The organism is Piscirickettsia litoralis (assembly GCF_001720395.1).
Classification (GTDB): domain Bacteria; phylum Pseudomonadota; class Gammaproteobacteria; order Piscirickettsiales; family Piscirickettsiaceae; genus Piscirickettsia; species Piscirickettsia litoralis.
Genome location: NZ_MDTU01000001.1, coordinates 848,642 through 864,146 on the forward strand (window position 1 = coordinate 848,642; position 15,505 = coordinate 864,146).

Below are 15,505 nucleotides of genomic sequence, written 5' to 3' on the forward strand. Positions count from 1 at the left end.
TGTGCTAGATCTCTTCTTCAACCGGGCGTTTTGCTGCCGGTAAATAATTCATCAACACATCGCTAAGCACTCTAGGGTTTTGCCCAGCTTGAATACCAAGAACTGCATCAATCACGAGCCCCTTAGCCGTGTACTCTTCCTCACTTCGCAGCCTTAACTTACCTCCAATCGGCGCACAAAACATATTCGCAATCATCGCACCATAGAGCGTTGTTAATAAAGCAACCGCCATCGCCGGGCCAATTGACTTTGGGTCATCCATATTCGATAACATCTGCACAAGGCCAATCAAGGTGCCAATCATCCCCATCGCCGGAGCAATCACTTCCATTGTTTTGAAAATACTTTGTGCCGTTTTATGACGCTCAAGCGTTAAACTCATGTCTTTTCTCATCGTCGCTCGAACAACATCTGCTTCCTGTCCATCAACAAGCATTTGTATGCCTTTTTGCATGAACGGATCTGGAATTTCTGCACCTTCAAGAGAGAGTAAGCCACCTTTGCGTGCAGCATCTGCAAGCTCGACTGACTTTTCAATTAAATCACCTAATTTAGGAAGCTTGGTTAAAAATGCCTTCATCGCAATTTTGATCGCGCTAAAAAACTGCCCCATGCCATAAAACATCATAACCACAAAAACACTGCCCCCCATCACGATCAACAAAGAGGGAACATTGATAAAAATACCAATGTCTCCACCCAGTATCATCGCCATCATGATGATGCCAATTGCACCTAACATTCCGAGCAGGGTCGCTAAATCCAAGCTCTATACCTCTAACGGTCGCTTTTCCCCTCTAACCCTTAATTGTAGTCCATTGTTGATAGAATCAGGCGGCTATAGCGCCGCTTCATTCTCTTTTAAAATCACGTTACAATAGCGCCTGCAAATATTGACGAATAGCGGTAACACCTTATGAATTCTCAATTACAATCTTGGCAGCAGCAATTCAACACACACTTAACAACTTGCATACAACAAGCCTCCATCGAAGACAGCTTGCTAAAACAAGCGATGCAATACAGTTTGGCAGGAGGTAAACGTATCCGCCCTTTGCTCGTTTATGCAACAGGACAAGCACTCAATCTCCCCATAGAAAAGCTACACCCCTGTGCCAGTGCTATAGAAATGGTCCATGTCTATTCTCTCATCCATGATGATCTCCCCGCCATGGACAACGACGACCTGCGGCGCGGCCGCCCAACCTGCCATAAAGCCTTTGATGAACCCACGGCAATACTTGCTGGCAGCGCATTACAAATGCTAGCCATAGAGCAGCTTTGCCAAGCTAGCGCCAACAGCAATCTGCCTAACACTCAGCAAATACAACGTATCCAAACACTCTGCCAAGCCAGCGGAGGGGCAGGCATTGCTGCAGGGCAATCCTTAGATATTCAAGCTGAAAACAGTACTCAGCTCTCTTTACAACAGCTTGAAAGCTTGCATATTTTAAAAACAGGCGCACTAATACGTGCAAGCGTCCGCTTAGCCGCCTTAACTGACCCGAAGATCACACCAGAAACAATGGACGCACTTGACTCATATGCACTAAAAATAGGTCTTGCCTTCCAAGTACAAGACGATATTCTTGACCTAGAAAGCTCAACAGAGGCCTTAGGCAAACCCGCCAAAAGTGACTTGAAAAAACAATAAATCCACCTATCCTAGCCTATTGGGTATAAAACAAGCGAAAATAAAACTTGAAGAGCTCTATAATGAAGCATTAAACGCACTCTCTCCAATCAACGACGATACTCAGGCATTAGTAGAAATTGCCAACCTCATTATCCAACGAAAACATTAGTCGCTTAATTAAGTTTTTAGATAAAATGGTGATCAATCAGCCTAGCTCATTAAATATATTATTAATCAATATATTAACTACTTTACCCGCATTGACTCAACAGACTCATGCTTGATTATTAATAGAAATTGCTCTACATTGATTAGCCTAAATTTAGTCAACACATAGACCTAAAGCTCACATGAGGAATGATATGCCTACAGCCAGTATTGCGGATATTCAAAGTTCAGAAGACCCTCGCAATATCCCGATCAATCACGTCGGTATCCGTCAAGTGCGCCACCCTATTCAAGTCTCGGACCGTTCAAATACCGTCCTTGGAACCGTCGGCACCTTCAATATGTATGTTGACCTTCCCGCTCATGTCAAAGGCACACACATGTCACGCTTTGTTGCCCTACTCCATGAAAGTGAAACGGCCTATTCAGTGCAAAATTTTAATTCTTTAGCATTAGAGATGGCCGAGCGACTACAGGCACAAAAAGGGCGAATTGAAATGCAGTTCGCTTATTTTCGCAAAAAAACAGCCCCCATTTCACAACAACAAAGCTATTTGGACTATGAAGTCACTTTCTTAGGCAAAGCCAATAACGGCAAAGCAAGCACCCACTTAAAGGTTGTTGTTCCTGTCACCAGCCTGTGCCCATGTTCAAAAGCAATCTCAAAATACGGCGCCCATAATCAGCGCTCTCATATCACTGTTGAAATTGAAACTTGTGATCTTGTTTGGATTGATGATCTTATCGAGCTCGTTGAAGCCCAAGCCTCAAGTGAACTATATGGTTTGATCAAACGTGCCGATGAAAAATATGTCACAGAAACGGCCTATGAAAACCCTAAATTTGTCGAAGACCTAGTCCGTGATGTCGCAGAGCAACTCAATAATGATAAGCGCATCACCGCTTACAAGGTCGAATCAGAGAACTTCGAATCGATTCACAACCATTCCGCATATGCAGTGATAGAGCAACGCAAGGAAGAAGCCAGCAGCACGTCAATTTAAACACTACACTAGACAATATGGCCAATAAGACTTAATTAAGCTGCCTGACTGTATAATGCAGCTATTAAAAGCGAATAGATAAGGCATATTATGAGGATCTTTGCTGTACTCTTCACGTTAATTCTTCTAGCAGGCTGTGCGACAACTGCGAAGTATCGTGCGCAAATCGACCGCTGGAAAGGCCATAATGTCAACGAGTTGATTCAGGCTTGGGGCCCACCCGATACTACGTTTAAAATGCCAAATGGCAATACTTACTATAGTTATCGGGTTCATAATGTCAGCAACTTGCCCACCTATTATGTCCCAGGTAGTACCACCGTATCAGACCACGGTGGCAAAACCTATGTGACCAGCTCCGGGGGCTACCGAACCGGTGGCGGCACCATAGAGTCAAATTGCACAACCTCTTTTCAAATCAGTAAAAAAGGCACCATCGTAGGCACCCACTTTCGTGGTAATGCTTGCGTCTCAAATTAATGCCGCTAATTCCCCCTAACTTCAACTAGACTAGTGGTTAGGGGTGAGTAGACATGAAGTCGTCAAGCTTTCATCGCAGGAGGCAAGACAACAAGAGGCGTAAAGCAATAGATGACAATCAAGGCACTAGCAAACAGCTTACAATTTAAAATCTATATCCTGCTTGCAGCCGTGATTACGGCTACACTCACTGTCACTGGCATTATTGAGTACCTCGGCGATAAAAAATCACTCCAACAACAATTGCGTGAAGATGCAATGATTTCCAGCAAACGCATTGCCTCCAGCCTTGCAGAGCCGTTATGGAATCTCAGTCGCACCCAAGTCCTCGCCATCTTAAAATCTAATTTAAAATCTCGTGAAATTCAGGCCTTGCAAATCAAGCTTAAACCTAGCAATGCCATCATTGCGATTTACAAAGACAACGACGGTAAGATGGTTCAACTATCAAAGCCGATTGCCAGCAACAATGACAGTATCTCTTTACCGATCAAATATCGGGGCGAAACTGTCGGCAATTTGACTTATTTTATTGATGCATCAAGCATTAATGATTCCTTAAACAGTGTTATTTATAAGCAGATACTCCAGACATTGATCCTAAATTTTTTAATTATTGCAGCCACTTATATTTTAATTTCAAGAATTATTATTAAGCCACTTTTGGAAATATCAAATGCAATCAACACCATTGTTGAAGGTGAAGAAGATTTAAGCCAGCGTGTTAATATCAAAAATTTCAGCAATGAAATCGCCTTTCTTGGTAATGGCTTTAACCGCTTTGCTTATAAAGTCAGCCAAATGATCAAGCGAGTGGCTTATGATGCTAAAAATATTACAAAAGAAGCGCAACATATTGCCAAAGCCAATCGAGGCATTGATGTACACATGAATAACCAGAGTTCTTCCCTACGTTCTGTTGGTTATTCAATGTCTGATATTGAGCAATCCAACACTGAAATCGAGCGCCTCGTCTATCACGCAGCTCAAAAAGCGACGGATTCAGCACAAGCGGCTGATCGTGGAGGAACGATCGTTCGCCGCAATATTGAAAATATGGAAGAGATTAGTCGTTCAGTACACACTTCTGCGGCGGGATTATCACGCTTAGCGGAGCTCGGTGAAGCGATTAATAGTGTTGTCGATACGATTGAAATCATCGCTAAACAAACGGACTTACTCGCACTGAATGCAGCCATTGAGGCGGCACGTGCTGGCGAAAAAGGTCGTGGTTTTGCTGTGGTTGCCGATGAAGTCAGAAAGCTTGCGATTCGCACTGCAGATGCCACCCGAGAGGTTGCTCCTGCCATCGAGGCGATTAACATCGAAGTGCATCATACCGTTGACGCGATGCATGAAGGTGTCAATCAAGTCCTTCTTGGTGTAGACGAAGTCTCCGAAGCCGGTGAAATCCTCGAGTTAATCATTCAAAGTGCAGCAGAAGTGAACGTAGCAACTCAGCAAATCGCGACCGCTATCGCCACTCAAAATGAAGAAACCGTCGCAATTTCTAGCTGCATGTACGACAGTTTAGAGGATATCGAAGTCCTCAAAGACGATACCAATCAAGCTTCACACTCAGCATCTACTCTAAAACAACGCGCAACTCAGCTAATGAAAACAATTTCAGCCTTCCGCCTTCCTAACAATAATTCAGAGGATCACTCTGAAAAGCACTCGAAATCCACTCAGCAACGCCATGCGAGCAATAGAGAATCTTCAAAAAAAGACGATTCTGACACAACTGACTAAAATAAAAATCACAATCACAATCACAATCACCCACAAAAGTACCGCAACTAATAGGCCCGAGCAAGTTTAAATCACTCGCTTATCTTTTCTTTTTTAGCGCATTTTTCTCAAATTGGGCTAGACTTCTAAACAAAGTACGCGCAAGAGCATAACTCCATGAAAGCGATGATCATCAACCAATTTGGTGACTCTGATGTACTCCAACTCGCCGATCTTCCTATCCCAACAATTAAAGAGGACGAGATTCTAATACAAGTCTCACACACTAGCGTAAATCCTGCAGATTGGAAAATACGCGCAGGGCTCTACGAATATTTACTCCCCTATGAGTTTCCAATCGTTTTAGGTTGGGATGCTGCTGGAACCGTGAGCGAAGTCGGCAGCAAAGTCAATCAGTTTAAAAAAGGGGACCGGGTCTTTTCTTATTGTCGCAAACCCATCATCCAACACGGCAGTTATGCCGAGTATCTAGCCATCGATGCCGATGCCGTCGCCAGCATTCCAAATAATATTAGCTTTGCAGAAGCTGCCACCATTCCAATGACAGGCCTCACGGTGTGGCAGTGCTTATTTGAAACCATCCGCTTAAGCGCCGGCCAAAAAATACTCATTCACGGAGGAGCTGGAGGCATCGGCAGCATCGCGATACAGCTTGCTAAATTGCAACAAACAACAGTTTATACAACAGCCAGTCCACATAACCATGATTATGTTTATAGTTTAGGTGCGGATGTTGCCATTGATTATCATAGCCAAGACTTTGTTAAAGAAGTTGAAGCGCGAGAGCCTGCAGGCATCGACCTTGTTTTAGATACCCGGGGTGGTGAAGTCCAACGTGAAAGTTATCAAATTATAAAAAAAGGGGGGTCATTTAATCTCTTTAGTCATGCCACCCGATGATAATGAAGCCGCAGCTCATCAAGTGCATGCTGATTTTGTCTTTGGCTACCCTAATGGTGATCAATTACGAGAGCTCGCTAAATTATTAGAAAAAGGACGGCTAAAACCAACGATCTATGAAGAAATGAGTCTAGAGGGAGCGGCGATTGCTCATGACATGAATCGCGATGGCCGACTCGAACGAGGCAAACTTGTACTGCATATTACACCTGGCTAAAGCCCGACTAACTTGCTTTTTTAATTTGCGCCTCACTTGCTCGAACAAACCCTCGATCCAGAGCACATTGCACCGCGCAAACTAATTCTTCCAAGTAATGCTCAGAAAGCATCATATAATCTAAAATAACATCTTTAACTTTAGCCCACTCATAATCGTCCAATTCAGCACCGAGTTTAAAATGCAGCTGGCAAATATGCTCAGAAATCTTTAAAACAGCGAGCAACAGATCAACTTTGTTTTGTTCATTCGCCCGATGAATACTGTTTAAGCGTTCGATATTATGGTGATCTCGGATCGCCTCACAAACTTCAGCAGGCAACTTCCAATTGCGTGCTAATAAATATCCTGTCACCGCATGATTCGTATCATATTGTTTATTTTCAACCTGAGTAATAGACTCATACTGGCTCGCATAGGCCTCTTTCATCGTACTTAAATAATTGGGCCACTTTAAGGCAAGCATAGGAATAGCTGCATTATGAAACAAACCAAGGTTATAGGCCTCATCTCGAGTTAAATTAAGACGTAACTGTTCAGCAACCTCTCGACAAGCAATCGCAACCTCTCTGGCGCTTTGCCAAAAACAAATCAGATGTGTAGTTTCCCGGTGTTGAAACACCGAACGTAATAATAGGCTATTGACCAATCCCATCACTTCATCTAAGCCGATAGATTCAACAGCCTGATGTATCGAGTAATAAACCTCACCACTTTCTTGATTATTTGCAAGTTTTAACACTTCTGCTGACATAGCAGGGTCTTGGCAAATTACATCAGCCATCGCATGAATATCCGGAGTGACCTCCCGAATACGCTGCATCAAATGAGGCTGAGGAGGGATCACCAATGTACGTTTTAAAAAAAGTGGAATATTTTCATCAGACTCCCCCATAGCGCCCCCTTTGTTTATGGTACACAGACCTAAGTATAGTCTAATTTTCAACCAAGGCTTTACATCTTTAAGCAAATGAGTATGATTTTAATTAAAGGCATATAGGCAGGGAGATGGTATGCCCTTGGACCCCCAAAACACAAGTCAAACATCACTTAAAGATCAATTTGTTACCTTACAAGATGAGCTAAAACAGCACATTATCGGTCAGCAAGAACTTTTGACCATGCTGCAGATTGCCTTGCTTGCTGACGGCCATCTCATCGTTGAAGGCGCGCCCGGGCTAGCCAAGACCACAGCAATTAAAACACTCGCCCACTTCATTGAAGGTGACTTTCAACGCATCCAATTTACGCCGGACCTGCTGCCTTCTGATATCACCGGAACGGATGTCTTTCGCCCCCAAACCGGTGAATTCTACTTCCAGCAAGGTCCACTCTTCCACTCGATTATTCTTGCCGATGAGATTAACCGCGCGCCGGCAAAAGTTCAGTCCGCACTCTTAGAAGCGATGGGTGAGCGACAAATCACGGTCGGCCGTAGTACGTATAACCTGCCTAAACTCTTTCTGGTCATGGCGACTCAAAATCCCACTTGAACAAGAGGGTACTTTTCCTCTTCCTGAAGCCCAGCTTGATCGGTTTTTGACTGCATATTGAGCTCGACTACCCTAACAACACAGAAGAAGCAGATATTTTAAGGCTGGTTCGACAGGAAACGGCTTCTTTACAAGCTGCAACAAAAAATTCTTTAAATCAAGAGACTATTTTCTCAGCACGCCAAGAATGCTTTAATATTTTTCTATCACCAGCCATAGAAGAGTACATCGTCCAGCTCGTGATCGCCACACGCACGCCCGAAAAATATAACCAAGAGCTTGCAAACTGGCTACGCATCGGTGCGAGCCCACGAGCGACTATCGCCCTAGAACGCTGTGCTCGCGCTCATGCTTGGCTGGCCGGACGTGACTATATTGCCCCCGAGGATGTCCACAACGTCATATTCAATGTACTAAGGCACCGCCTCTTACTCAGCTTCGAGGCCGAAGCTCAAGGCATCACGGCCAATCGGTGCATTCAACGCATTCTGGAGACCGTCCCTACCCCCTAAGGAGATCACTGAAGATGTTAGCGAAAACTCATCGTATCGAACCCTCCAAAGGCACTCAAAGTCATATGGCTGACTTGCTACAACTCACCCAACAAGCACGTCGCCTCCCCATGCGCTTAGCCCATTTAGCCAAAAGCCCGACCTCAGGCCCCCACCCTTCTATCTTTCGTGGCCGAGGAATGGACTTCGAAGAGGTTCGTCACTATCAGCCTGGTGATGATGTCCGTGCTATCGATTGGCGTGTCACCGCTCGCACAGGTCAGATGCACACTAAAATTTTCCGTGAAGAGCGTGAGCGGCCTTTTCACTTTATCGTCGATCATAGCCAAAGCATGCAATTTGGTACCCGGGTCTGCTTTAAATCTGTCATGGCTGACCATTGCTGCGCAGCTTTAGCCTGGCTTGCCTTTCATCATGGCCATCGCACTGGCGGTGCTATCGTTCACGATCAACCCATCTGGTTAAAAAGCCAAGCAGGTAAGCGCGGTCTGTTTGCCTTATTGAACAAGATGACTGAAACTCACGCCCCCACCCAAAACCAACAACTCACTCGGACCCTCGAGCAATTTATTCACCATAGTCGAGGTGGTGAAATTTTAATTATTTTTTCTGACATTTTTTGATTTTTCTAAGAAAGCTCAAAATTTATTAAAACAATTGTCTTATCATTATGATATGGCATGTATACAAATATTAGACCCACTAGAGCAACAATTAAAACAACAAGGCAGTTATAACTTTTTCAGATGGGAAGCAAATGGTCAATATCCACATCAATTCAAGCAAAGACTCTGAGCACTACAGCCAATACATGAGTCATTTACTCGCAGAAAAACATGACTTTTTCATGCAAAAATGGCATTGCCTGCTGCACAATCTCTACTGATCAAGATCCTATTTTAGCACTCGAGCAAGCCATCACCGATCAGCCCTTATTAAGAAAGCAATTATAATATTTAAAATAAGGTGCAATAGAATAGAGTACAATATCAAGATAAAGTAGGTTTTATATATAAAAATGACAAACCCACTTCATGCTCTAAAAGATATTCACACACCCGCGGCAATCAGCAGCTGGCCTCCTGCACCTGGCTGGATTCTCCTCACTATTATCACGTTAGTCGTTATTATTATTTTTCTTTATTATTTAAAAAAGCGCTTTCACTACTACCAAGCTAAATCCCAAGCTTTAAAAATTCTAGAAACAATTAACCCTGTTAATCATTCAGCACAAAAAAAATCACCCGCTCAAGCCTATACTAACCATGCCCAAGCCTATAATGCTTTATTAAAAAGAGTTGCCCAACATTACTTTCCAAATGAGTCAAATATAGCAACGCTTTCTGAAAAACGTTGGGTTGAATTTTTAGTCTCCAAACTACCTGAAAAATACAAGAAGTTGGCTAATATACAAGCTAATAATCTAGTCACTAGCCTATATCGCCCGATTAAAACAGAGACAGAACTTCGGCAATTTATTCGATTATGGATTAAGGAGTGCCTATGATCCACTTTATCTGGCCCTGGTTTTTTGTCTTGCTTCCTTTGCCTTTTCTTGCTCCTTTTATCTTACCGCATGCGAAAAAAAATCAGCCCGCCTTAAAGGTTCCCTTTTTTGAATCAACTCAACCACCTCACTGAAAGCAAACAGGTTAATAAACAGAAAAAAAAATAAACGCTTTGCCTATATTATTTGGGCATTGCTTATTGTTGCCGCTGCAAACCCGGTTTGGATTGGTCCTGCAGTTTATAATCCCATAGCCGGCCGCAATATCTTACTTGCCGTCGATATTTCAGGCAGTATGAAAGAAAAAGACATGTATTTAAACAACCATCCAGCAACACGCCTAGCTGTTGTTAAAAAGGCCGCCTCCTATTTTATTAAAAATCGCAAACAAGATCGTCTCGGCTTAATCTTATTTGGCTCCAAAGCCTACCTTCGCACCCCTTTGACCTTCGACCGCACCACCGTGCTAACCATGTTAAACAATGCAACCGTCGGCCTTGCCGGACAAAAAACGGCCATTGGCGATGCCATTGGCCTATCCATAAAAACTTTAATCAAATATCCCCAAAAAAGTCGCGTGCTGATTCTATTGACCGATGGCACCAGTAATAGCGGCGCACTATCGCCCATGCTGGCCGCAAAGCTTGCTCGCACAGAAGGCATCAAAATTTACACAATTGGCCTCGGTGCTAATAAAATGCCTGTTCAAACTCCCTTCGGCACTCGCTATATTAACCCCTCTCATAGCCTCGATATAAAAACTTTACAACAAATTGCCAAAACAACTGATGGGCAATTTTTCCGCGCTCAAAACCTCAACTCACTCAACAAGATTTACAAAGCCATCGATGCCCTCGAACCTTCAGAGTCAAAATCACAGAGCTTCAGGCCCGAACAGCCTTTATATCAATGGCCATTGACGACTGCACTATTGCTCAGCCTAATTTTTAGCTTAGGGTTTATATCGTTAAAACCCAGTCAAAAATTCAGCACAAAAAAAATCAATAACAAGGAGGGTGAACAATGCTAATTTTCGGCATTCATTTTCAAGCACCTCTCTGGCTACTCTGTTTGCCCGCTTTTATTCTTGTTATCATTGTGCTCTGGTGGCAACATAAAAGCCACAGGCGCTGGCACAGTATTTGCGACTCTCATTTACTTCCTCACTTATTACAAGGAAAACCATCAGGTCAAAGGCTATTATTTTTTCTCCTCAGTATTGCCTGGCTAATTGCAGTATTTGCCCTTGCAGGGCCAAGCTTTAAACAAGATAAACAGCAACTTTATAAATCAAGTTATCCACGCATTTTTGTTTTGAATTTATCTAACAGTATGCTCGCTCAAGATATTAAGCCGAATCGCCTGAGCATCGCCCGCTTCAAACTCCTTGACCTGCTTAAGCAAAGTCAGGATGTTCGAACCGCTCTCGTTGTTTTTTCCAAGCGCGCCTATATCGTCTCGCCTTTAACTGAAGATAGTCAAACCATCAGTGCTTCAGTCCCTATTTTAACCCCCAAACTTATGCCAAGCTCAGGCAATAACCCTGCAGCTGGCCTTGATCAAGCTTTAAAGTTATTCCAGCAAGCTCATGCAAATCAAGGTCAAGTCGTTTTAATTACAGATAGTGCTGATGATAAAGCAGCACTCGCTGCCGCTGAGAAATTGAAAAAAGCCGGTTTTCAACTTGATATTCTAGCTATAGGCACGCAAGAGGGTGCGCCTATTCCAGAACACGACGGCCAGTTTGCTAAGAAAAATAACCAGCTTATTATCAGCCAACTTACACCTGATACACTAAAAGCTTTAGCTAAAGCTGGCGGTGGTTCTGTTTATTTTGTCACTAAAACCAATCAGGATATTCAAAACCTATTAAAACAAGACAGGCTCAATGCAAACTACAGTAAATCAGAACATGCATCATTACGCTGGAATAATAAAGGCCCCTATATTGTATTACTCCTTTTACCTCTAGCTCTATTTGCTTTTCGCCGTGGTTGGTTAAACCCCTTAGCGGTGGCTTTTATTTCAACTAGCTCCCTACAAACTCCACCCGTTCATGCGAGCCTTTGGCAAGATTTATGGCTCAATAAAAACCAACAAGCAGCGAAACAACTCACTCAAAAGCAGTATAATCAAGCAGCAAATACATTTACCAACCCACTATGGCAAGGCTATGCTTATTACCGAGATAAAAAGTACCAAAAAGCCTTAGAGTCCTTTAGTAAAGAAGATTCTGCCTTATCACATTATAATCAGGGTAATGCACTCGCCCAACTTGGCAAATATCAACAGGCGATTAGCGCCTATGATAAAGCATTAGCACAAGACCCTAATAACAAAGATGCTGAATTTAATAAACAGCTACTTGAAAAACTTCTAAAACAAAATCCGCAAAAAGACCAGAATAAAGACCAGAATAAAGACCAGAATAAAGACCAGAATAAAGACCAGAATAAAGACCAGAATAAAGACCAGAATAAAGACCAGAATAAAGATCAGAATAAAGACCAGAATAAAGACCAGAATAAAGATCAGAATAAAGATCAGAATAAAGATCAGAATAAAGATCAGCAAAAAGATCAGCAAAAAGATCAGAATAAAGATCAGCAAAAAGATCAGCAAAAAGATCAGCAAAAAGATCAGCAAAAAGATCAGCAAAAAGATCAGCAAAAAGATCAGCAAAAAGAAATTAAACAAAGCGAGCTTAAACAATCACTCTCACAATGGCTAAGACAAATTCCTGATGATCCTGGGGGGTTATTGAAACGCGACTTTAAGCGCCAAGATGCACAACAACAAGGAAAATAACATGCGCCGACTCAGTTGTATTTTACATTTTTTTATCATTATACCTCTTCAGGCAGCGAGTTTATCTACCTATACATCAACCCAAACCCCCATCGTCAACGAAGCCTTTGATCTTTTCATCTCTTCTAATAAGCCCTTTCAAAATGAACCTAATACACAAGCGCTAAACAAAAATTTTGAAATTTTTGGCCTCAGTCAAAGCTCGCAAATAAAAATTATTAATGGTAAAACACAGGCTGAATACCAATGGATACTCTCTCTAGCGGCGAAGAAAGCAGGCAAAGTGGTGATTCCTGCGCTTTATGTCGGTAAAGATAGAACACACGCCACCTCTTTAAATGTCATTAAGACTTCGACAACAACCGCAAAGTCACAAGATACGATTGAGCTAAGCACAAAAGCAACTCCTAAAAGAATTTACTCACAACAGCAAGTCACCTACACGGTCACTTTAAAAATATCTCAATCTGTCGCTGCGCGTCTTAAAAATGCGACATTATCTCTACCTAGTGCAGAAAATGCGATTATCAAGCCATTAGGCAGTGATAAAAAATATCAACGTCAAGTTAAAAATACAACCTATACCATCATCGAACGTCGCTATGCTATTTTCCCTCAACATAGTGGTAAATTAATAATAAAATCACCTATTTTCCAAGGTGAGGTTGATACGTTACATGCCAACTCGTTCAGCTTTCCCTTTGGTTTCTCAGGCCAAGAAATCAAAAAAATCAGCACCAGAGACAATTTTAACGATTCAACCCGCTCCTCGAAAAAAACCAAGGTGCTTGGCTTCCTGCAAAACAAGTCAAGGTTCAAAGCTTATGGGAAGAAGCTTCGCCTAAATTTCAAGTAGGCGCTCCAGTTACGCGCATTATTACTGTAGAAGCCGCGGGCCTACTAAGCAGTCAGTTACCAAAAGTAGAATTGAATGTTAACAAGGCAAATGTATATCCAGAACAGCCCGTGCTCGAAGACTTTGAAAAAGGTAATGATATTGTCGGCTTACGTCAGGAAACCTTTGCAATTATACCCATTCAGCCAGGCAAGCTCGTTTTACCCAAAGTAGAAATAAAATGGTGGAATATCACTAAAAAACGCTTTGAAACAGCAATACTCCCTGAAGAAACCATTGAAGTTCAAGCCGCTCCTACAACCACACGCATACCTACTAATAAAATACCATCAAACGTCATCACAGCTGGTACTCATCAGCAGCCGTCTAAAATGTCTCACGCAACACTGACCAAGCTTATTGACCCACAAATAATCTGGCCGATAATCAGCGCAACTTTTCTTGCTCTATGGTTAATGACCCTATACTTCTATTACCGCTATCGATCTTATAACAGACATAAAGATAAGCCACAAAAGATCAATAGAGCACACGAGAAAAAATTAAATTCAGTCAGTAAGCACTCTTTAAAAAAAGCCTGTTTTGAAAATAATCCCAAACAGGCCAAAGAGGAATTAATTAAACTCGCTCAAGAACTCTGGTCACTCTCAACACCTAACTTATTCGCCTTAAAACCTTTAGTCAATGATAACGCATTTCAAGCTGTAATCTTATTAAATCAAACGCTATACTCAAAAAATAATAAAAGTAATTGGCAAGGAGAGGAGTTTTGGCACGTTATTCACCCCGAACTTAAAAAAGCAGCAAAAATAAAAAGGAATAAAGCAGAGCTTCCACCGCTTTACCCCTTATAAATCAAGTTAAAGGCTGTTATAAAAAATAATACAGATTATAAGCTAGCAATTAAATACCCACTCAACCTCAAGTCGCATTTACATTGACTTCTTTATAGCAGGGGCACTCGTGTTTTCACTCGATGTTGTAAACAAATTAAAAAATATACTAGAAATGGATACCTTCTCTGGAGTCTGCGTCCTAACTAACTGATCTAGCTTCTCTATCTCTTGTTGCGTTCTAGGCAAATCTGGAGCAATCTGAATATTATTTTTGCTTATTTTACTTGAATTATCACTATCAGATTGTTTTTCATATTTAAAACAATCTGAGTCTGAGTCTAAATTCAACTCCATAACAGAACCATTGTTTTTTGCTATCTCACTCTGCACACTCGGTATACCATCTTGATCTTGCAAATGATCTGAGCCGACAATCATCACTGCTTTTTCATCATCTTGTAGATAAGCTTTCGCAATATCCGCAAATTTCTTATTGTTTTTCAAGCGTATTCGAGATTCAAGTTGGAAGTTACCAATTTCAGCTATTGCGAGATTTTGAAATTCTTCTGAGTCTTTGGGCTCTTTACTCCAACAGCAGGAGCCTATAGATTCTTTCTCCAGCTTTTTAATCGAGCCCCAGAGTTTCTCAATTTCTATTTCTGTTAACTCGGGGTGATCCGCTTTCATCTCATCAAGACATTCCCTGACTAATGTCATGAAAGCAGCATGCTGCATAGTCTTACTACTTGTCAGTTCATTTTGCTTTTTCGGCTCAATTCCATAAATTTTTGTACCATTATCAATTAATTCAAGAAGCAAAGCAGCTTCATATTTCATATTGGCACTACTGTCTTTATCACTCAACCTTTTTTCTAGTAAATCCCTGTCTATTGGGCCTTTAGCATAGCCTTCCAAAAATAACTTTACTTGATTATTTTTTAAGATAATCCATGTTTCTTAGTAAAAAGTCCACACCATGAGCTTGGCGGTGGTCTTCACCTCCAACAATGATATTCGCCTTACTATGTAAGTAGTTTAATGATGTTAAAGTCCGTTTGGCTCCATCTTGGTTATTTGATTGGCTTATTTTGCCATTTAACTCATTTATATCTAAAGTCTTAGGAGAACTTGGCATAAAGCAATTTACCTCATTTTTTGCTTCTATTAACAGTAAAGCTGATTTAAAAACTAACCAACAACGAAATCATTTAACACAAAATATACTTCTTACAATTCAGATAACACTTAAATTATTATTAATTTTTTTATTAAGTAATGACCACATAGTTAACTCTATATTTTTAATTATTTTATTTAACTTAGGGTAGATATATTA

General features: G+C 41.6%; 16 protein-coding genes and 1 pseudogene. 13 read left to right on the forward strand and 4 right to left on the reverse strand.

Annotated features, from left to right (window positions below; genetic code table 11):
* Nucleotides 1-4: 4 nt before the first annotated feature.
* Nucleotides 5-766 (reverse strand): flagellar motor protein PomA, encoded by a 762-nt coding sequence (pomA, locus tag BGC07_RS04050; RefSeq protein WP_069312059.1) that lies wholly within the window; start codon nt 764-766, stop codon nt 5-7.
* 150 nt (nt 767-916) lie between these two features.
* Here pomA and BGC07_RS04055 point away from each other — a divergent pair, with 150 nt between their 5' ends.
* The 6 genes from BGC07_RS04055 to BGC07_RS23030 all read left to right on the forward strand — a co-directional run bounded on the left by BGC07_RS04055 (nt 917) and on the right by BGC07_RS23030 (nt 6,157).
* Entirely contained in the window at nt 917-1,654 is a 738-nt protein-coding gene (locus tag BGC07_RS04055; RefSeq protein ID WP_235602915.1) for a polyprenyl synthetase family protein, read from the forward strand.
* Nucleotides 1,655-1,998: 344 nt separating this feature from the next.
* Complete coding sequence (gene folE2 / locus BGC07_RS04060) at nt 1,999-2,808, forward strand: GTP cyclohydrolase FolE2 (RefSeq protein WP_077216750.1); 810 nt, start codon at nt 1,999-2,001, stop codon at nt 2,806-2,808.
* Between the two features lie 90 nt (nt 2,809-2,898).
* The gene (locus BGC07_RS04065; protein ID WP_069312061.1) at nt 2,899-3,288 is read left to right on the forward strand and encodes a hypothetical protein; all 390 of its coding nucleotides are present in this window, start codon (nt 2,899-2,901) and stop codon (nt 3,286-3,288) included.
* A 111-nt stretch (nt 3,289-3,399) separates the two neighbouring features.
* Nucleotides 3,400-5,040: a methyl-accepting chemotaxis protein gene (locus BGC07_RS04070; protein ID WP_069312062.1), complete on the forward strand. Its 1,641-nt coding sequence runs from the start codon at nt 3,400-3,402 to the stop codon at nt 5,038-5,040.
* Between the two features lie 156 nt (nt 5,041-5,196).
* Nucleotides 5,197-5,940 (forward strand): NADP-dependent oxidoreductase, encoded by a 744-nt coding sequence (locus BGC07_RS04075; protein WP_268801605.1) that lies wholly within the window; start codon nt 5,197-5,199, stop codon nt 5,938-5,940.
* A complete protein-coding gene (locus BGC07_RS23030) occupies nt 5,927-6,157 on the forward strand; it encodes a zinc-binding dehydrogenase (RefSeq protein WP_268801606.1) in 231 nt (76 codons plus the stop codon). The genes BGC07_RS04075 and BGC07_RS23030 overlap by 14 nt, the downstream gene beginning before the upstream one ends.
* Nucleotides 6,158-6,164: 7 nt before the next feature.
* Here BGC07_RS23030 and BGC07_RS04080 read toward each other — a convergent pair whose 3' ends face one another.
* On the reverse strand, nt 6,165-7,052 hold the full coding sequence (locus BGC07_RS04080; protein WP_069312063.1) for an HDOD domain-containing protein: 888 nt from the start codon (nt 7,050-7,052) through the stop codon (nt 6,165-6,167).
* A 118-nt stretch (nt 7,053-7,170) separates the two neighbouring features.
* Between BGC07_RS04080 and BGC07_RS04085 the strand changes: the two are divergent.
* The 7 genes and pseudogenes from BGC07_RS04085 (at nt 7,171) to BGC07_RS04115 (ending at nt 14,187) form a co-directional block, all read left to right on the forward strand.
* A pseudogene (locus BGC07_RS04085) lies at nt 7,171-8,162 on the forward strand (AAA family ATPase).
* Nucleotides 8,163-8,176: 14 nt separating this feature from the next.
* Nucleotides 8,177-8,785 carry a DUF58 domain-containing protein gene (locus tag BGC07_RS21725; protein ID WP_235602916.1) on the forward strand — a complete coding sequence of 203 codons (609 nt, stop codon included), beginning with the start codon at nt 8,177-8,179 and terminating at the stop codon, nt 8,783-8,785.
* Between the two features lie 395 nt (nt 8,786-9,180).
* Nucleotides 9,181-9,669, forward strand: a complete 489-nt coding sequence (locus BGC07_RS04095; protein ID WP_069312064.1) for a DUF4381 domain-containing protein — start codon at nt 9,181-9,183, stop codon at nt 9,667-9,669.
* A gap of 193 nt (nt 9,670-9,862) precedes the next feature.
* Entirely contained in the window at nt 9,863-10,699 is an 837-nt protein-coding gene (locus tag BGC07_RS04100) for a VWA domain-containing protein (RefSeq protein ID WP_077216751.1), read from the forward strand.
* Nucleotides 10,693-12,477 (forward strand): VWA domain-containing protein, encoded by a 1,785-nt coding sequence (locus tag BGC07_RS04105; RefSeq protein WP_069312065.1) that lies wholly within the window; start codon nt 10,693-10,695, stop codon nt 12,475-12,477. The genes BGC07_RS04100 and BGC07_RS04105 overlap by 7 nt, the downstream gene beginning before the upstream one ends.
* Before the next feature lies 1 nt (nt 12,478).
* Entirely contained in the window at nt 12,479-13,333 is an 855-nt protein-coding gene (locus tag BGC07_RS04110) for a BatD family protein (RefSeq protein WP_069312066.1), read from the forward strand.
* 71 nt (nt 13,334-13,404) lie between these two features.
* Complete coding sequence (locus BGC07_RS04115; RefSeq protein ID WP_069312067.1) at nt 13,405-14,187, forward strand: BatD family protein; 783 nt, start codon at nt 13,405-13,407, stop codon at nt 14,185-14,187.
* Between the two features lie 78 nt (nt 14,188-14,265).
* On the opposite strand, the gene BGC07_RS04120 is transcribed toward BGC07_RS04115, so the two are convergent.
* Both BGC07_RS04120 and BGC07_RS04125 read right to left on the reverse strand, forming a co-directional pair.
* Complete coding sequence (locus tag BGC07_RS04120) at nt 14,266-15,084, reverse strand: hypothetical protein (RefSeq protein ID WP_069312068.1); 819 nt, start codon at nt 15,082-15,084, stop codon at nt 14,266-14,268.
* Between the two features lie 16 nt (nt 15,085-15,100).
* Nucleotides 15,101-15,304, reverse strand: a complete 204-nt coding sequence (locus BGC07_RS04125) for a hypothetical protein (RefSeq protein ID WP_069312069.1) — start codon at nt 15,302-15,304, stop codon at nt 15,101-15,103.
* Nucleotides 15,305-15,505: the final 201 nt, after the last annotated feature.